General features: G+C 63.6%; 12 protein-coding genes. 3 read left to right on the plus strand and 9 right to left on the minus strand.

What is annotated here, in order from left to right; all coding sequences use genetic code 11:
* Window positions 1–54: 54 nt before the first annotated feature.
* The gene (gene metH, locus BMY52_RS04650; protein WP_090251519.1) at window positions 55–3,816 is read right to left on the minus strand and encodes a methionine synthase; all 3,762 of its coding nucleotides are present in this window, start codon (window positions 3,814–3,816) and stop codon (window positions 55–57) included.
* Window positions 3,817–4,108: 292 nt separating this feature from the next.
* Here metH and BMY52_RS04655 point away from each other — a divergent pair, with 292 nt between their 5' ends.
* Window positions 4,109–4,816: an arginyltransferase gene (locus BMY52_RS04655; protein ID WP_090251623.1), complete on the plus strand. Its 708-nt coding sequence runs from the start codon at window positions 4,109–4,111 to the stop codon at window positions 4,814–4,816.
* Between the two features lie 219 nt (window positions 4,817–5,035).
* Here the strand turns inward: BMY52_RS04655 and BMY52_RS04660 are convergent, their stop codons facing one another.
* The 4 genes from BMY52_RS04660 to ampD form a co-directional block, all read right to left on the minus strand.
* Window positions 5,036–5,806: an inositol monophosphatase family protein gene (locus tag BMY52_RS04660; RefSeq protein ID WP_090251521.1), complete on the minus strand. Its 771-nt coding sequence runs from the start codon at window positions 5,804–5,806 to the stop codon at window positions 5,036–5,038.
* Between the two features lie 55 nt (window positions 5,807–5,861).
* Window positions 5,862–6,467: a histidine phosphatase family protein gene (locus tag BMY52_RS04665; protein WP_177169848.1), complete on the minus strand. Its 606-nt coding sequence runs from the start codon at window positions 6,465–6,467 to the stop codon at window positions 5,862–5,864.
* An 11-nt stretch (window positions 6,468–6,478) separates the two neighbouring features.
* Complete coding sequence (gene ampE, locus BMY52_RS04670; protein WP_090251524.1) at window positions 6,479–7,384, minus strand: regulatory signaling modulator protein AmpE; 906 nt, start codon at window positions 7,382–7,384, stop codon at window positions 6,479–6,481.
* 158 nt (window positions 7,385–7,542) lie between these two features.
* A complete protein-coding gene (gene ampD / locus BMY52_RS04675) occupies window positions 7,543–8,106 on the minus strand; it encodes a 1,6-anhydro-N-acetylmuramyl-L-alanine amidase AmpD (RefSeq protein WP_090251628.1) in 564 nt (187 codons plus the stop codon).
* Window positions 8,107–8,514: 408 nt separating this feature from the next.
* Between ampD and rep the strand changes: the two genes are divergently transcribed.
* Both rep and BMY52_RS04685 read left to right on the plus strand, forming a co-directional pair.
* The gene (rep, locus tag BMY52_RS04680) at window positions 8,515–10,515 is read left to right on the plus strand and encodes a DNA helicase Rep (RefSeq protein ID WP_090251526.1); all 2,001 of its coding nucleotides are present in this window, start codon (window positions 8,515–8,517) and stop codon (window positions 10,513–10,515) included.
* A gap of 359 nt (window positions 10,516–10,874) precedes the next feature.
* Entirely contained in the window at window positions 10,875–12,626 is a 1,752-nt protein-coding gene (locus BMY52_RS04685; protein ID WP_090251529.1) for a potassium/proton antiporter, read from the plus strand.
* A gap of 63 nt (window positions 12,627–12,689) precedes the next feature.
* Here BMY52_RS04685 and BMY52_RS04690 read toward each other — a convergent pair whose 3' ends face one another.
* The 4 genes from BMY52_RS04690 to groES form a co-directional block, all read right to left on the minus strand.
* Window positions 12,690–15,194 carry a heavy metal translocating P-type ATPase gene (locus BMY52_RS04690; RefSeq protein ID WP_090251531.1) on the minus strand — a complete coding sequence of 835 codons (2,505 nt, stop codon included), beginning with the start codon at window positions 15,192–15,194 and terminating at the stop codon, window positions 12,690–12,692.
* Between the two features lie 150 nt (window positions 15,195–15,344).
* Window positions 15,345–15,974 (minus strand): OmpA family protein, encoded by a 630-nt coding sequence (locus tag BMY52_RS04695; protein WP_090251534.1) that lies wholly within the window; start codon window positions 15,972–15,974, stop codon window positions 15,345–15,347.
* A 155-nt stretch (window positions 15,975–16,129) separates the two neighbouring features.
* On the minus strand, window positions 16,130–17,779 hold the full coding sequence (groL, locus tag BMY52_RS04700; RefSeq protein ID WP_090251537.1) for a chaperonin GroEL: 1,650 nt from the start codon (window positions 17,777–17,779) through the stop codon (window positions 16,130–16,132).
* A 51-nt stretch (window positions 17,780–17,830) separates the two neighbouring features.
* Window positions 17,831–18,121: a co-chaperone GroES gene (groES, locus tag BMY52_RS04705; protein WP_090251539.1), complete on the minus strand. Its 291-nt coding sequence runs from the start codon at window positions 18,119–18,121 to the stop codon at window positions 17,831–17,833.
* Window positions 18,122–18,229 lie beyond the last annotated feature (108 nt).

Here is an 18,229-nt window from a genome sequence, read left to right on the forward strand (position 1 = left end):
GGGGTGAGGGCGCGGGAGCCCAAGGGGCCACACAATGCAGCCCCCCGCCCCGGATCAGTCCGGATCGTACCCCAGGTTCGGCGCCAGCCAGCGCTGGGCGTCGTCCAGGTCCATGCCCTTGCGCTTGGCATAGTCTTCCACCTGATCCCGGTTGAGCTTGCCCACGCCGAAGTAGCGGGATTCGGGATGCGAGAAGTAGAAGCCGGACACGGACGAGGCCGGGTCCATGGCGAAGCTGTCGGTCAGGGTCATGCCGGCATTTTCCACCGGATCGATCAGCTCCCACAGCAGGCCCTTCTCGGTGTGCTCCGGGCAGGCCGGGTAGCCGGGTGCCGGGCGGATGCCCTGGTACTTCTCCTTGATGAGTTCTTCGTTGCTCAGGCCCTCATCCGGAGCGTAGCCCCAGAACTCACGGCGCACCCGCGCGTGCATGTGCTCGGCAAAGGCCTCCGCCAGGCGGTCGGCCAGGGCCTTGAGCATGATGGCGGAGTAGTCGTCGTTGCCTTTCTCGAAGCGTTCCACGTGCTTGTCGATGTCGCCACCGGTGGTCACGGCAAAGGCACCCAGGTAGTCATTCAGACCCGTGTCCTTGGGGGCCACGAAGTCCGCCAGACACATATTGGGGGCCTGGCGCGGCTTGCGGGTCTGCTGACGCACATTGTGCAGGCGCATCAACTCCTCGTTGCCGGCCTCGTCCTTGAACAGCTGGATGTCGTCCTCGTCCACGCTGTTGGCGCGGAAGAAGCCCACCACGCCACTGGCCTTGAGCCAGCCTTCGTCGATGATCTGCTGCAGCATCGGCTTGGCGTCCGCGAACAGCTTGCGGGCCTCTTCGCCGACCACTTCGTCATCCAGGATGCGCGGATAGGCGGCGTGCAGGTCCCAGGCGCGGAAGAACGGGGTCCAGTCGATGTAGTCCACCAGCTTGTCCAGCGGGTAGTCCTCGAAGCGCAGCAGCACGCTGTCCTGGCCTTCGGTGCGCAGAATCTTCGGGGCCGGGCCGCCCTTGTCCATGCCGGCGTCGCCATCCAGCACTGCCGGGCGCGGCGGGGTGTAGCCGGACCATTCGATGGGGGCCTTGTTGGCCCGGGCCTCATCCAGCTTGAGCCAGTCCTGTTTCTTTTGACGGGCGCCGTGCTGCTCGCGCACCTCGGCGTATTCCTTGGAGATCTTTTCGGCATAGGGGCCGCGCAGTTCCGGGCTGACCAGGCTCTGGGCCACGCCCACGGCGCGGGAGGCGTCCTTCACCCAGACGGTGGGGCCTTCGTACTGGGGCGAGATCTTCACCGCGGTGTGGGCGCGGGAGGTGGTGGCGCCGCCCACCATGAGCGGGGTCTTCAGGCCCACGCGCTGCAGTTCGGCGGCAAAGTTGGACATCTCCTCCAGGGAGGGGGTGATCAGGCCGGACAGGCCGATGACGTCCACCTTGTGTTCCTGAGCCGCCTCGAGGATCTTCTGGCCCGGCACCATCACGCCGATGTCGATGACCTCGAAGTTGTTGCACTGGAGCACCACACCGACGATGTTCTTACCGATGTCGTGCACGTCGCCCTTCACCGTGGCCATGAGAATGCGGCCATTGTTTTTCGAGTCGTCGGTCTTCTCGGCCTCGATGTAAGGGATCAGGTGGGCCACGCCCTTTTTCATGACGCGGGCGGACTTCACCACCTGGGGCAGGAACATCTTGCCGGCACCGAACAGGTCACCGACCACATTCATGCCATCCATCAGCGGTCCTTCGATCACCTGGATGGGCCGTTCGAAGGTCTGACGGGCCTCTTCCACGTCCTCCACCACGTAGGCATCGATCCCCTTGACCAGGGCGTGTCGGAGACGCTCGGCCACCGGCAGTTCGCGCCAGGCCAGGTCTTCCTTCTTGGCCTCGGCGCCGCTGCCGCGGAATTCCTCGGCCAGGTCCAGCAGGCGCTCGGTGGCGTCATCGCGGCGGTTGAGGACCACGTCTTCCACGGCCTCGCGCAGCTTTTCGGGGATCTCGTCATACACCGCCAGCTGGCCGGCGTTGACGATGCCCATGTCCATGCCCGCCTTGATGGCGTGATACAGGAACACGGCGTGAATGGCCTCGCGCACCGGGTTGTTGCCCCGGAAGGAGAAGGAGACGTTGGATACGCCACCGGACACCATGGCGTGCGGCAGGGTGTTCTTGATCTCGCGGGTGGCCTCGATGAAGTCCACGCCGTAGTTGTTGTGCTCCTCGATACCGGTAGCAATGGCAAAGATGTTGGGGTCGAAGATGATGTCCTCGGCCGGGAAGCCCACCTGCTCGGTGAGGATCTTGTAGGCCCGCTGACAGATTTCTACCTTGCGTGCCTGAGTGTCGGCCTGGCCTTCTTCGTCAAAGGCCATGACGACCACAGCAGCACCATAGCGACGCAGCATCTTGGCCTGGTAGATGAAGTTCTCCTCGCCCTCCTTCAGGGAGATGGAGTTCACGATCCCCTTGCCCTGGATGCACTTGAGGCCGGCCTCGATCACTTCCCACTTGGAGGAATCGATCATCACCGGCACCCGGGAGATGTCCGGCTCGGCAGCAGCCAGGTTCAGGAAGCGCGGCATCACTTCCATGGCATCCAGCATGCCTTCATCCATGTTCACGTCGATGACCTGGGCGCCGTTCTGCACCTGCTCGGCGGCCACTTCCAGGGCGGTTTCGAAGTCGCCATCCTTGATCAGGCGCTTGAAGCGGGCGCTGCCGGTCACGTTGGTGCGCTCGCCCACATTGACGAACAGGGTGTCGGGGTCGATATTGAAGGGCTCAAGGCCGGACAGGCGGCAGGCCGGCGGGATCTCGGGGATCTGGCGCGGCTCGTATTCCTTGACCGCCTCGCGGATGGCGCGGATGTGGTCCGGCTGGGTACCGCAGCAGCCGCCGACGATATTCAGATGACCTTCCTTGGCCCAGCGGGCGACCTCTTCGGCCACCTGCTCGGGGGTCTCGTCGTAGCCACCGAATTCATTGGGCAGACCGGCGTTGGGGTGAGCCGAGACGCGGGTATCGGCGATGCGGGAGAGTTCTTCCACATAGGGGCGCATGTCCTTGGGCCCCAGGGCGCAGTTCAGGCCCACGGAGAACGGCTGGGCGTGACGCAGGGAGTTCCAGAAGGCCTCGGTGGTCTGACCGGTGAGGGTGCGGCCGGAGGCATCGGTAATGGTACCGGAGATCATCACCGGCCAACGCTCGCCACGATCATCGAAGACGGTTTCCACGGCAAACACCGCCGCCTTGGCGTTCAGGGTGTCGAAGACGGTCTCGATCAGCAGGATGTCCACGCCGCCGTCGATCATGTTGTTGGCGGCCTCCTTGTAGGCGTCCACCAGCGCATCGAAGTGGGTGTTGCGCTTGCCCGGGTCGTTCACATCCGGGGAGATGCTGGCCGTGCGGTTGGTGGGGCCGAGGATACCGGCCACGAAGCGGGGGCGGTCCGGGGTCTTTTCCGTCCAGGCATCCGCCGCCTCGCGTGCCAGGCGCACCGCTTCGCGGTTGATCTCCGGCACCAGGTCTTCCATCTCGTAGTCGGCCATGGCGATGCGGGTGGCATTGAAGGTGTTGGCCTCGATGATGTCAGCGCCGGCTTCGAGGAATTTTTCATGAACCTCCCGAATGATCTTGGGCTGAGTCAGAACCAGCAGATCGTTGTTGCCCTTGACGTCGCAGGACCAGTCAGCGAAACGCTCACCGCGGTAGTCGGCCTCTTGCAGGCCGTAGTTTTGAATGGTGGTACCCATACCCCCATCCAGGATCATGATGCGGCGTTCGATCTCTTTCTCAAGCTTTCTAAGTCGGTCGGAATTCATAAAAATCGGTCCCGTTGCTTCACAGATAGCCAACTATCATAACATGATTGAATAAAACGATTTTTACAGGCCGTAAAACCGCGCCACACGCGGCTTTCAACTGATCCATGTCAGAGATTTCGACAGGGCATTGTTCTACGCTTATATCATGGTTCGCGAGGCATGCTCTGGGTCTCCTGTCTCCGGGCCATTCACCTGATTGACTTGCGGATTCTCCATCCTCACGCCTGCGGGCCGCATACACCCTTGCGGCCCTTTTTTTGACGCCAAAAGGAACCACCGGAAAGTGCATGTGCCCCGGAAGGAATCCCTGATCTTTTACGCCACGGTCCCTGATGTGTGCCCGTACCTGGGCGATCGGGAAATGGTGAGCGTGTTTGCCGACCCTCAGCAGCCCATGAGTCCGGCTCTGTATGGCGGACTGATCGAACTGGGCTTTCGCCGCAGCGGCAATCACGTGTATCGCCATCAATGCCGGGGCTGTCACGCCTGCGTGCCCTTACGGCTACCGGTGGACCGGTTCCGCCCGGATCGCAATCAGCGCCGGGTGGCCTCGCGCAATCAGGACATCACCGTGCGGATCCGCCCATCGGCGTTCGATCCGGCGCATTTCCAACTATATGAACGCTATGTGAATACCCGTCATCAGGGCGGCGGCATGGATGATCCCACGCCGGAGAGCTACTGGGGGTTCGTGGCCAGTCACTGGGGCCAGACACAGCTCGTGGAATTTCGCCTGGGCGAGCAACTGGTGGGCGTGGCAGTCACGGATCAGGTGCCCATGGGGCTGTCGGCGGTGTATACCTACTTTGACCCGGACCTGGCGGCCCGCAGCCTGGGCACACTGGCCATCCTCTGGCAGGTGAAGGCAGCCCGACGCATGGGGCTGCCCTATGTCTATCTGGGCTTCTGGAACGCGCAGACGCCCAAGATGGCCTACAAGATCCGCTTTCAACCCGCCGAGGGCCTGGTGGACGGGATCTGGGGGCCGGCACCCTGAGGGCGGCGGCCAGCCCGGAAGGGCTCGGTGGTATCGGGCACCCCAGCCGGGCGCTTCCCGAAGCGCCCCTACGCGCGCCCCTCATTTGCCCGGGCGGGTGCCGTCGCGGCCCATGCTGGTGAAGCGCCCCTTTGCGCGCCCCTCACTTGAATCGATGGGTGCCATGACCTGTACGGGTCGTTCGCGAACGACCCTGCTGGCGCATCCAATGCCCCCAGACTACCTGTTCAGCATCTTGAGGGCGGTGGCATGGAGTTCCGGCGTGGCCGCGGCCAGCGCGCTGGTGGTTTCCAGGGTGAGGGGCTGACCCTGGAGATCGGTGAAGACCCCGCCCGCCTCGCGCACCACCACCGCCAGGGCGGCGATGTCCAGGATATTGACATCCGACTCCACCACCAGGTCGATGCGGCCCGAGGCCAGCAGGTGGTAGTGATAGAAATCCCCGTAACCCCGGGTGCGGTTCACCCGCTGCACGATCTCCGACAGACCCTGCCAGCCCGGCCCACCCGCCAGGGTCTTGATGTTACCCAGGGACAGGGTGGCGTCTTCCAGGGTGGTGACATCGCTCACCCGGATGGCCTGCTCCCCCAGGAAGGCCCCCTCTCCCTTGGCGGCATAGGCCATTTCCTCGAATTCCGGGGCATTCGACACCCCCACCACCAGATCCTCACCATGGCGCAGGGCAATCTGGGTGGAAAAGAAGGGGTAACGACGCACGAAACTCTTGGTGCCATCGATGGGATCGATCAACCAGAGGTATTCCGAGTCCATGCGCTCCTGGCCGGTCTCCTCGCCATAGGTGCCATGGTCGGGGAAGGCCCCGAAAATCACGGATTTGATGGCCTTCTCCGAGTCCAGATCGGCAATGGTCACGGGCGTCTGGTCCGGTTTGAGCTCCACCTCCACGCCCTGACGATAATGGCGCTGGATCACGCCCTGGGCCTTGAGCGCGGCATCAATGGCAGTCTTGAGGAATGGATTCATGAAGATCCCCTGAAAGTTTTTAAGGCCTTCAAGGTTAACACGGCTGGGGCTACCCGGCCTTTCACGACACCCGGGTGCGGTTCACGAATTCCAGCATCAACCCCCGCTCGTCGCGGCGCAGGCGGGTGAGTCCCGCATAGGGCACCTTGATGCGATACATGGCCTCCAGGGGCACATCCAGGGCCGCGCAGATGCCGGCACGGATCACGCCCGCATGGGTCACCAGGAGCACGTGCTGACCACGGTAACGGGTTTCCACCCGCGCCAGGGCATCAGACACGCGCCCCCGGAAGTCGCCCAGGGGTTCCGCCCCTTTGGGCCGGGATTTCACGGGATCCTGAAAAAAGGCCAGGTATTCAACAAGGCTGTTGAGCTTGAGGTCATCGTGACTGCGCCCCTCCCAGGCCCCGAACCCCACCTCGCGGATCGCGGGCTCGATGGCCAGGGGCAGGCTCAGACGCTGCGACAATTGTTCGGCAAAATCCTGGCAGCGGGCCATGGGCGAGCTGACCAGACGATCCCAGGGGCCACCCGGGGTCACCTGGCCACCCACCGCTTCCCACATCTGCCGCCAGCCCTCTTGTGTGAGGGGATCGTCCACCCCGCTGCCCCGATACCGCAGGCCGCCGGTCGGCTCACCATGACGCAGCAGATCAATACAGATCATTCAACACCTGATCAGGCCAGGCCAACGATGGTCAGCAGGGCCAGCACCGCCACGAAGGCAATCAGGGTACGGAACACCAGGTTGGAGGCGCTCTCCACGGCAGAACGGGCTTCCAGCGGATCCTTCATGTTCACGTCGTCCAACTGCACCGCTTCGCAGCCAGCCTCGCGCAGCAGGCGTTCGTTCTGTTCGGCCATGCCGGCCAGCGGACCGGTGAAGTTGCTGCGCAGCACCGGAAAGGCCCGGTCAAAGGTGCCGGTGAGGGCATACCCCAGGGCCACCAGACGGGCCGGGATCCAGTCCAGCAGGGCCACCAGACGCACCGCCGCCTGCCGGAAGCCGTCCTCGGCCGACTCGGCCTGCGGCTTCTCATCACCTTCCTGAGCCATGGGGGTCTGCAGCAGGTGGGAGAGCCGATAGAGCACGGCACCCAGCGGGCCGAGAATCACGAACCAGAACAGCACGGCGAACAGTCGGGGATTGCTCTCGGACAGGGCCTTTTGCAGCACAGCGCTGGAACGCTCGGCGGCATCGTCGGGCACGTTATCCTCACCCAGCAATTCCCGGGCGTGCTTCAGTTCACGGTCCTCATCCTTCATGGCCCCCGCCTCCAGGTAGGCATCCACCTGCCGGTTCAGATCCCGGGGCCCCAGGCAGAACAGCAGCACGATCAAACCCAGCAACAGCCCGACAAGACCGGCCAACAGCCCGCCCAACAGTTGGAAGATCACGGCCACGATGACCAGCGGCACGGCCAGGGTCACCACGAGGGCGGCCGTACCTCCCAGGCCAAAGCCCTCTGCGCGTGCCCGAATCATGCCGGTGAAGCGGGGCAACCACGTGAAGCTCCGCAGGTTCTCAATGGCATGGGTCAGACGTTCCACAACGACAGCGATGAGAATGGTGATCAGAGACATGGTGGATTTCCAAGGTTAAGAGAGTGAACAAAGTTTCGTTGTTCGAATTTCCGCATGCAAGGTCCAACAATAGCAAAATCCCCCCCGAGGGTTTACTAAATCCCGATCACTTGATCTGGTTTCGGGAAACACCACAAACTCAAGAAAGCAACCTGGATTTACGCCTTGTGGCAGGGCCTGCCCAGGCACGCCTCAAACCATTGCCAGTCAAAGCAGGGCCCGGGGTCCGTCTTGCGCCCCGGGGCAATATCCGAGTGCCCGACAATGGGGGCGCCTTGCAAGCCCTCATAGTGTTTTCCCAGCACCTCAATCACCTCGGATGCGCGCTCATACTGCACCGCAGCAAAGGGGGCATCATCCGCGCCCTCCAGTTCGATACCGATGGAAAAATCGTTACAACGTTCGCGCCCTGCAAACCGGGAAACCCCGGCATGCCAGGCCCGCTCATGAAAAGGCACATACTGGACCAGCGCACCCTCCCGACGCACCAGCAAATGGGCCGACACCCTGAGGGTGTGGATCTGTTCAAAATAGGGATGGTCAGCGGGGTCCAGGGCGTTGGTGAACAAGCGGTCGATCCACGGCCCGCCGAACTGCCCGGGGGGCAGGCTGATGGCATGGATCACGATCAGTTCGGGGGCCATGCCCGGCGGGCGTGGGTCGTGGTTGGGAGAGGGGATGTGGGTGGCGGGGTGGAGCCAGCCCTGGGGGGTGATGTGCATGCAGTGATCCTTGGACATCATCGGATTCATGGATCATCGATGATACCGCCCCCTCACCCCAACCCCTCTCCCCGCCGGGGAGAGGGGCTCTATTGCTCCCTTCTCCCTCGGGGAGAGGGGCTCTATTGCTCCCTTCCCCCTCGGGGAGAGGGGCTCTATTGCTCCCTTCCCCCCTCGGGGGAGAGGGGCTCTATTGCTCCCTTCTCCCCTCGGGGGAGAGAGGCTCTATTGCTCCCTTCTCCCCTCGGGGGAGAGAGGCTCTATTGCTCCCTTCTCCCCTCGGGGGAGAAGGGCCGGGGATGAGGGGGAGACGGCGGGCACCGGCGCAACGACGACAACCCACGCCTGTCAGCCGACCGGCCTCGCAGGTACAATACGACGCCCCCTGCCCTTCGCCCCCGGCGGCCCATGGATACACTCAACCCGCAACAACGCGCCGCCGTCGAGTATGTGGACGGTCCCCTGCTGGTGCTGGCCGGTGCCGGCAGCGGCAAGACCCGCGTGATCACCCAGAAGATCGCCCACCTCATCCGGGACAAGGGCATGGCGCCGCGGCATATCGCCGCCATCACCTTCACCAACAAGGCCGCCCGGGAGATGAAGGAGCGGGCCGGCAAGCTGCTCTCCCGAGAGGAAAGCCGGGGGCTGACGGTCTCCACCTTCCACACCCTGGGGCTGGACTTCATCCGCCGCGAGATCCGGCAACTGGGCTACCGGCCTGGCTTCACCATCTTCGACGCCGCCGATGCCCTGTCCCTGCTCAAGCAACTGACCCATCGCGATGACGAAGGGGTGGAGGTGGAAGCCGCACGGCATCGGATCAGCCGCTGGAAAAACGACCTGATCAGCGCCGACGCGGCCCTGTCCCACGCGGCCGACGAGGTGGAGGCCGGCCAGGCCCGCCTGTATGCCGCCTATCAGCGGGCCCTGAAGGCCTACAACGCCGTGGATTTCGATGACCTGATCATCCTGCCGGTGCGCCTGATGGAGGAAAACCCCGGGGTGCGCGAGCGCTGGCGTCATCGCCTGCGGCATCTGCTGGTGGATGAGTACCAGGACACCAATGCCTGCCAGTACCGCCTGGTGAAACTGCTGGTGGACGTGGAGGGGGGTCTCACGGCGGTGGGTGATGATGACCAGTCCATCTACGCCTGGCGCGGTGCCCGCCCGGAGAACCTGGTCACCCTGCAGGAGGACTTCCCGCGCCTGAAAATCATCAAGCTGGAGCAGAACTACCGCTCCACCAACGTGATCCTGCAGACCGCCAACCGGCTGATTGCCAACAACCCTCACGTGTTTGAAAAGCGTCTCTGGAGTGGCCTGGGCAAGGGGGAAGCGATTCGCATCCTGCCCTGCAAGGACGGTGAGCACGAGGCCACGCGGGTGGTGTCGGAAATCATGAAGCACCGTTTCAAGCACCGCACCGACTACAAGGACTACGCCATCCTCTACCGGGGCAACCATCAGGCGCGGGTGTTCGAGAAGCTGTTGCGGGAAAACAGCCTCCCCTACAAGGTCAGTGGTGGGCAGTCCTTTTTCGAGCGAGCCGAGGTGAAGGATGTACTGGCCTATCTGCGCCTGCTATCCAACCCGGAGGATGACAGCGCCTTCCTGCGCATCGTCAACGTCCCCCGCCGGGAGATCGGTGCGGGCACCCTGGAGAAGCTGGGAGCATACGCCTCGTCACGCCATGTGAGCCTGTTCACCGCCAGCCAGGAGATGGGGCTGACAGAGGTCCTGTCGAGTCGTGCCGTGGGCCGCGTGCAAGGCTTTGCCGACTGGCTGCGGGAGCACAGCCTGAAGGCCGGGCAGGAGGACCCGGCCCAGGTGGCCCGAGCCCTGGTGGAGGACATGCGCTACGAGGACTGGCTGCTGGAACAGAGCGCCAACCCCAAGGCGGCCAGCCGGCGCATGGAGAATGTGAACGAGGTGCTGGACTGGATGGGGCGTCTCTCCAGGGAAGGGGCCACCGGGGGCAAGAACATTGGCGAGATCGTGGCACATATGACGCTAATGGATATCCTGGACCGGGCTGGGGGCGAGGCCGAGGCGGACGGGGTACACCTGATGACCCTGCACGCAGCCAAGGGCCTGGAGTTCCCCTTCGTGTTCCTGGTGGGCATGGAAGAGGAATTGCTGCCCCACCGGGTGAGCCTGGAGGAAGATACGCTGGAGGAGGAACGCCGCCTGGCCTATGTGGGGATCACCCGAGCCCAGAAGGGCCTCACCCTCACCTATGCCTGCCGACGCACCCGTTACGGGGAGATCGTGGACTGTGAGCCCAGTCGCTTCCTGCAGGAATTGCCGGAAGAATTTCTGGAATGGCCGGATGCCAAGCCTCAGGACCCGGAGGAGGTCAAGCTGACCGGCAAGGCCCACCTGAGCAACCTGAAGAGTCTGCTGGGTTAACTCTCATGCATCAAGGTGGTGAGCCACCCCCGACGATGAAAGATACGCTTCAAGCCCCTCTCCCCTGCGGGGAGAGGGGATGGGGTGAGGGGCGAGGGCTGGCACAGTGCATGCTTCACCCCCCCCTCATCCCCGGCCCTTCTCCCCCCCGAGGGGGAGAAGGGAGTGTTTGTAGCCGAACCTTGGTTCTTTCACGTTAACGTGACAGAACCACAGTTCAACTACAGACACCCCTCTCCCCAAAAGGGAAAGGGGCCTGGAGCGTGTCTTTCATCATCGGGGTGACTCACCACCGTGATACATGAGCGCCAGACCTTATCAGGTTAGGTAATGAAACATCCGACTGATAGAATTTGACGATGGATCTCACCAATCAGATCATTCTCATGGGCAGCCTGGTGCTGCTCGCCAGCGTGCTGGCCGGCGTGATCACGCGGCGGCTGGGCGTGCCCCTGCTGCTGGTGTTCCTGCTCATCGGCATGCTGATGGGGGAGGAAGGCCCCGGGGGCATCGAGTTCAAGGATGTGCAGATCGCGCATCTGTTCGGCAGCCTGGCCCTGGCCATCATCCTCTTCGATGGAGGCATGCGCACGCCCATCTCCAGCTTCCGGGTGGGGCTCAAGCCGGCCCTGGGGCTGGCCACCATCGGCGTGATGATCACCGCCGGCCTCACCGGGGCCTTCGCGGCCTGGTGGCTGGAAGTGAACTGGATGGTGGGCCTGCTGCTGGGGGCCATTGTCGGCTCCACCGACGCGGCCGCAGTGTTCTCCCTGCTCCACTCTCGGGGGCTGGAGCTCAAGCAGCGCGTCGGCGCCACACTGGAGATCGAATCCGGCAGCAACGATCCCATGGCCATCTTTCTGACCATCGCCTTCATTGAACTCATCGTGGGCGGTCACAGCAACATGGGCCTGACGGTGCTCTGGGAGTTTATCCGCCAGATCGGGCTGGGGGCCGTGGTGGGACTGGCCGGCGGACTGGGCCTGACCTGGCTCATCAACCGCCTGGATATCCCCCAGGGCCTGTATCCGCTGGCTGCCATGGCCGGGGGGCTGAGCATCTTTGGTGTGGCCGCGATCATGGATGGCAGTGGCTTTCTGGCCATCTACCTGGCCGGCCTGCTGCTGGGCAACCGACCACTACAGGCCTCCCAGTACATCAACCGTTTTCATGACGGCATCGCCCAGCTCGCTCAGATCGGCATGTTCCTGATGCTGGGGGTACTGGTCACGCCATCCGAGTTGGTGCCGGTGGCCGTGGATGCCCTGCTCATCGCCGCCGTGCTGATCCTGGTGGCCCGTCCCATCGCCGTCTGGCTGTGCCTGCTGCCATTCCGCTTCCCCTGGCGCGAACAGGTCTTCGTGGGCTGGGTGGGGTTGCGAGGTGCCGTACCCATCATCCTGGCCCTGTTTCCCTTCCTGGCCGGGATCGACGAAGCGGAGATGCTGTTCAACATCGTCTTCTTCGTGGTGCTGATCTCGCTGCTGGTTCAGGGCTGGACCGTGTCCTCCTTCGCACGCCTGTTCAAGCTGGAAGTGCCTCCCACCAGCCATCTGGTGCAGCGGGTGGAACTGGATATCCCCGGGCAGCAGGAACTGGAATTGGTGGGGTATCGGCTGGTGGAAACCACCCCGGTGGTGCGCGAGAAGTGGACCAGTTTCACCCTGCCCCGCAGCGTGCGTGTCGTGGCTCACCTGCGCGACAAGGTATTGCTGGATGCCCTGAACATGCTGGATCTGCGCGCGGGGGACTACCTCTATCTCATGGCCGCCCCCCAGGATCTGAAGGCCCTGGACCGTCTGTTCGTGGCCAGCGAGGCCCCCGAACGCCTGTCGGAGCGCCAGTTCTTCGGGGAGTTCGTACTCAATGGGGTGGCGATACTGGATGACCTGTCCCTGGCCTACGGGATCACCGTGCCCGAGGAGGCACGCGGACTCACCCTAGACGAGTTCCTGCGCCGTTCCCTGAACACCCAGCCGGTGGTGGGTGACCGATTGCAACTGACGGGTGTGGAACTGGTCGTGCGGGAAGTCTCGGGCAACCGCATCATCAAGGTCGGTCTCAAGCTCAGCAAGTCGCACACAAAAAAAGGGGCCCGAACGGGCCCCTAAGCATGCGAGAAGAGAAGAGAAAAGCGACACACGAATTAAATAATACTCGTTCTCATTTTCATGTCAAGCCGCCGATGACATTTTTTCTGGGTGGAACCGCTTGAGCCGCAGGGCATTGCTGAGCACCGACACCGAAGACAGGGACATGGCGGCGGCGGCAAATACCGGCGAGAGCAACAGTCCGAACGGGGGATACAGCACCCCGGCGGCCACCGGCAGCAGGGTGACGTTGTAGGCGAAGGCCCAGAAAAGATTCTGCTTGATGTTGCGCAGTGTGGCCCGGGACAAGGCGATGGCATTGACCACGTTGCCCAGATCATCCGACATGAGCACCACATCCGCCGACTCCATGGCCACATCCGTGCCAGAGCCGATGGCGATGCCCACATCCGCCCCTGCCAGGGCCGGGGCGTCGTTGATGCCATCCCCCACAAAGGCCACCCGGGTACTGCCGTCGCCCCGCAGACGAGCCACCTCATCGGCCTTGCCCTCGGGCAGCACCTCCGCCAACACCTGGTCAATCCCCAGATCCCGGGCCACCGCCTCGGCGGTGCGGCGGTTGTCGCCGGTGATCATCACCACCTTCAGGCCCAGATCGTGCAAACGCTGCACCGTTTGCCGGGCGGATGCCTTGGGCGGATCGGCCACGCCCAGCAGGGCCGTCAACTGTCCGTCCACGGCCATCAGCAGTGGCGTGCGACCCTGTTCCGCCAGGGACTCGGCGGCCTCACGGGCCGACTCGGCATCCACCCCGGATTCGTCCAGATAACGCCAGGAGCCGATGCGCACCGCACAACCCTCCACCGTGCCACTCACCCCCTTACCGGGGAGTGCCTCAAAACCCTGCACCTCCAGCGCCCCTGCATTCGCATCGGGTGCCTGGGCGGCCCGCACAATGGCCTGGGCCACCGGATGCTCGGAGCGGGACTCCAGGGCCCCGGCCAGGGCCAACACCCGATCCCGGGACAACGCCCCCTGGACAACCACATCGGTGAGTTCCGGGCGCCCCTGGGTGAGGGTGCCGGTCTTGTCCATAGCCACCACATCCACGTCCCTGAGGGCCTGCAGGGCATCCCCCCCGCGAAACAGCACCCCCATCTCCGCACCCTTGCCGGTGCCCACCATGATGGAGGTGGGCGTGGCCAACCCCATGGCGCAGGGGCAGGCAATGATCAGCACGGCCACGGCATTGACCAGGGCCAGGGTGAGTGCCGGGGCGGGTCCGAAGATCATCCATACCGCGAAAGTCAGCAAGGCCACGCCGATGACCACGGGCACAAAATAGCGGGTGACCTGATCCACCAGATTCTGGATCGGCAATCGTGACGCCTGAGCCGACTCCACCATCCGGATGATCTGCGCCAGCACGGTGTCGGCACCCACTCGCGTGGCCTGAACGGTCAGGGCTCCCTGTCCGTTGATGGTGCCCCCGACCACCTGCCCCCCTGCCTGTTTGTCCACCGGAATGGGCTCACCGGTGATCATGGACTCATCCACCCAGGACTGCCCTTCCACCACCTCACCATCCACTGGTATGCGCTCTCCCGGCCGAACCTGGATTCGTTCGTCCACCTGCACCTGATCCACGTCCACGTCCTGCCAGGCCCCATCTCGCCACACCCGGGCGCCGCGGGGCTTGAGCCCCATGAGTTTGCGGATGGCCTCGGAGGTGGCGCCCTTGGCCCGGGCCTCCAGGAAACGGCCTACCAGTACCAGGGTGATGATGACCATGGAGGCCTCGTAATACACGTGGACCGACTCTGCCGGTAGCACCCCGGGCAGGAAGGTGGCCACCACCGAATACCCATAGGCTGCCGAGGTGCCCAGCATCACCAGGGAGTTCATGTCCGGGACGCCACGCAACAAGGCTGGCCACCCCTTGCGATAAAAACGCAGCCCAGGGCCGAACTGCGCGACGGTGGCCAGCACGAAAAACAGCAGATACACCGTCTGGGTGCCCAGGGCACCGTGCAAGGCATCGCCAAAGGCAGGAATGAAATGCCCCCCCATATCCAGCACCACCACAGGCAATGCCAGGGTGGCGGCCAGGATCACGGCGCGGCGCAAGCCGGTGAGCTCGGCCGCGCGCTTGGCGCGTTCGCGATCCTCTCGGTCGGGACCGGCTTCCAGGGGTTGACTGGGGTAACCTGCCTCGGTCACGTGGCCGGCCAGTTCCGAGGCGGTCACCGAGCCCGTCAGCACCGTCACCCGGGCCTGAGCATTGGCCAGGTTCACCGCGGCCTCCACCACACCCGGTGACTGATCCAGCACCTGCTGCACGCGACTGGCGCAGGAACCACAGTTCATGCCCTGCACATCCAGCACCAGCGTGTCGGTTTCCACCTGATAGCCGGCGTCCTTCACCGCCTGGCGCAGGGCGTCGGGGTTGGGCAGGTCATTGTCGCTTTCGAGGGTGGCCTTTTCAGTAGCCAGGTTGACGCTGACCCGATCCACGCCAGGCACTGCGCGCAGGGCATCTTCCACGCGACCCACGCAGGATGCGCAGCCCATACCGCCGACGGAGAGTGTCAGCTGGGAGGTATTCGAAGAGGAGGACGAATGGGACATGGGCCGACCGATGACTGAGTGGAGCACTCAGGTTATGACGGATCGGCAGCTGGGGTAAATCCCCCTCATCCCCAGCCCTCCCCTGAGGGGAGGGCTGTATGGCCTCTCTCCCGCTGGCGGCAGAGAGGCTGGGGTGAGGGCCGACGGAGTTTAGTTCACCCGCTCGGTCTTCTCGATGCGGATCTCGACACGACGGTTGGCCATGCGGCCTTCTGCCGTGTCGTTATAGGCCTGCGGACGATCCGGCCCATAGCCCACGGTCTGCATTTTATCAGCCGGCACACCCTGGTCGACCAGGTAGTCCTTGACGGCATCAGCACGATCCTGGGACAGACGCTCATTCAGGGAACGGGGGCCGGTGCTGTCGGTATGGCCGGAGATCATCACCCGCTCCAGCTCCGAACCCGCATCCATGATGCGACGGGCCACGGCGTCCAGCTCGGCGGTGGCAGCGGGGCTCAGTGCGTGCTTGCCGGTGGCGAACAGCACTTCGGAGCCCAGGGTGATGGTTTCATAACGCGGCTCCGGTTCCGGCTCGGGGGCCGGTGCAGGTTTCGGCTCGGCACGCGGTGCCGGCTCAGGAGCCTCGTAGCCGGGGCAACCCTCGATGGCCAGATCCTTTTCCCAGCGTGGCGTCTGCACGCAACCACCGGAGCCGTCGCGCACCACGGTGCCCCGCGGATCCACGGTGTAACCGGTGGAGGCCGACACGGTTGAAATGCCCGTGAGCATCAGCACGGTGGCCAGCCCAACGCCACAGGTCAAAGTCATTTTTTGCATATTCTTTTCTCCTTCTTTCGTTTCGCGTCTATTACACGATACAAGATATCAGGCCCGGATGCGTAGTGGCCCGGGTCACACAACAACAAAGCCCCGCACAAGGCGGGGCTTTGCAGACTGCCAAGGGCAGATTCACGCTTTGATGACGCGGGCGATTACATCATGCCCATGCCACCCATACCGCCCATGCCACCCATGTCGCCGCCGCCCATGGCAGGCTCGTCCTTCTTGGGCAGTTCGGCCACCATGGCCTCGGTGGTGATGATCAGACCGGCCACGGAACCAGCATTCTGCAGCGCAGTGCGGGTCACCTTGGTGGGATCCAGGATCCCCATCTCGATCATGTCGCCGAACTCGCCGGTGGTGGCGTTGTAGCCCTGGTTGCCCTTGAGCTCACGCACCTTGTTCATGACCACTGCCGGCTCCTCACCGCAGTTGTAGACGATCTGGCGCAGGGGTTCTTCCATGGCCAGTTTGGCCAGGGTAATGCCCATATCCTGATCGTGGTTGGCACCCTTGAGGTCCTTCATGCCTTCCAGGGCACGCACCAGAGCGACACCGCCGCCAGGTACCACGCCTTCTTCCACCGCGGCACGGGTGGCGTGCAGTGCGTCTTCCACGCGGGCCTTCTTCTCCTTCATTTCCACTTCGGTGGCGGCACCCACCTTGATCACGGCCACACCACCCGCCAGCTTGGCGACGCGTTCCTGCAACTTCTCCTTGTCGTAATCGGAGGTGGCTTCTTCGATCTGGGCACGGATCTGGTCCACGCGAGCCTTGATTTCTGCCTCGCGACCGGCACCGTCGATGATGGTGGTGTTTTCCTTGGTGACCACAATGCGCTTGGCCTGACCCAGGTCATCCACAGTGGCCTTCTCCAGGGACAGACCCACCTCCTCGGAGATGACCTGACCGCCGGTGAGCACGGCGATGTCCTGCAGCATGGCCTTGCGACGATCACCGAAGCCCGGTGCCTTCACAGCGGCGACCTTGACGATGCCGCGGATGGAGTTCACCACCAACGTGGCCAGGGCCTCACCTTCGATGTCCTCGGCGATGATCAGCAGGGGCTTGCCGGACTTGGCCACGCCTTCCAGCAGGGGCAGCAGTTCGCGGATGTTGGAGATCTTCTTGTCGCACAGCAGCACGAAGCAGTCATCCAGCTCTGCGGACATGTTCTGCTGGTTGTTGACGAAGTAGGGGGACAGGTAGCCGCGGTCGAACTGCATGCCTTCCACCACGTCCAGGTGGTTTTCCAGGGAGGAGCCTTCTTCCACGGTGATGACGCCTTCCTTGCCCACCTTCTCCATAGCCTCGGCGATGATCTCGCCCACGGACTCATCGGAGTTGGCAGAGATGGTGCCCACCTGGGCAATGGCACGGTTGTCGGTGCAGGGCTTGGACAGCTTGGCCAGCTCCGCCACGGCGGCGATCACGGCCTTGTCGATACCGCGCTTGAGGTCCATGGGGTTCATGCCGGCGGTCACGGCCTTCATGCCTTCACGGACGATGGCCTGGGCCAGCACGGTGGCGGTGGTGGTGCCGTCGCCGGCCACGTCGGAGGTCTGCGAGGAGACTTCCTTCACCATCTGCGCGCCCATGTTCTCGAACTTGTCTTCCAGTTCGATTTCCTTGGCCACGGACACGCCGTCCTTGGTCACGGTGGGGGCACCGAAGGATTTCTCCAGGACCACGTTACGGCCCTTGGGGCCCAGGGTCACCTTGACGGCGTTGGCCAGGACGTTAACGCCCCTGACCATGCGGGTGCGGGCGTCATCACCAAAACGGACTTCTTTTGCGCTCATACTTGCTGGATCCTCTTCAAATGTTTCTGTTCGGGGTTGGGGAGGGGCTGATCAGCCTTCCACCACGGCCATCACGTCTTCCTCGCGCATGACGAGGAGATCCTGACCGTCCACCTTGACCTCGGTGCCGGAGTACTTGCCGAAGATGACCTTGTCACCCACCTTCAGATCCAGGGCACGGACGTCGCCGTTCTCGAGGATCTTGCCATGGCCAACAGCCACCACTTCGCCGCGGATCGGCTTCTCGGCAGCACTGTCGGGGATCACGATCCCACCGGGGCTGGTGCGCTCTTCTTCCATGCGCTTGATGATCACCCGGTCGTGCAACGGACGGATATTCATGGGCCTTAACTCCTCAAATAAATCGATTGGACGGGTTTTTCGTGTCTGTCCCGGGGGCTTGTTAGCACTCCCCCTCGGTGAGTGCCAATGATAGTAACGCACTTCGGG

It is taken from the genome of Ectothiorhodospira marina, from assembly GCF_900109495.1.
Lineage (GTDB): Bacteria > Pseudomonadota > Gammaproteobacteria > Ectothiorhodospirales > Ectothiorhodospiraceae > Ectothiorhodospira > Ectothiorhodospira marina.

What these genes read in the sequence shown, in the direction of transcription:
- BMY52_RS04685 (WP_090251529.1), top strand. Translation starts at nt 10,875, where the DNA reads ATGGATCTCACCAATCAGATCATTCTCATGGGCAGCCTGGTGCTGCTC.
- groL (WP_090251537.1), bottom strand. Translation starts at nt 17,779, where the DNA reads ATGAGCGCAAAAGAAGTCCGTTTTGGTGATGACGCCCGCACCCGCATG.
- rep (WP_090251526.1), top strand. Translation starts at nt 8,515, where the DNA reads ATGGATACACTCAACCCGCAACAACGCGCCGCCGTCGAGTATGTGGAC.
- BMY52_RS04690 (WP_090251531.1), bottom strand. Translation starts at nt 15,194, where the DNA reads ATGTCCCATTCGTCCTCCTCTTCGAATACCTCCCAGCTGACACTCTCC.
- metH (WP_090251519.1), bottom strand. Translation starts at nt 3,816, where the DNA reads ATGAATTCCGACCGACTTAGAAAGCTTGAGAAAGAGATCGAACGCCGC.
- BMY52_RS04665 (WP_177169848.1), bottom strand. Translation starts at nt 6,467, where the DNA reads ATGATCTGTATTGATCTGCTGCGTCATGGTGAGCCGACCGGCGGCCTG.
- ampE (WP_090251524.1), bottom strand. Translation starts at nt 7,384, where the DNA reads ATGTCTCTGATCACCATTCTCATCGCTGTCGTTGTGGAACGTCTGACC.
- ampD (WP_090251628.1), bottom strand. Translation starts at nt 8,106, where the DNA reads ATGCACATCACCCCCCAGGGCTGGCTCCACCCCGCCACCCACATCCCC.
- BMY52_RS04695 (WP_090251534.1), bottom strand. Translation starts at nt 15,974, where the DNA reads ATGCAAAAAATGACTTTGACCTGTGGCGTTGGGCTGGCCACCGTGCTG.
- groES (WP_090251539.1), bottom strand. Translation starts at nt 18,121, where the DNA reads ATGAATATCCGTCCGTTGCACGACCGGGTGATCATCAAGCGCATGGAA.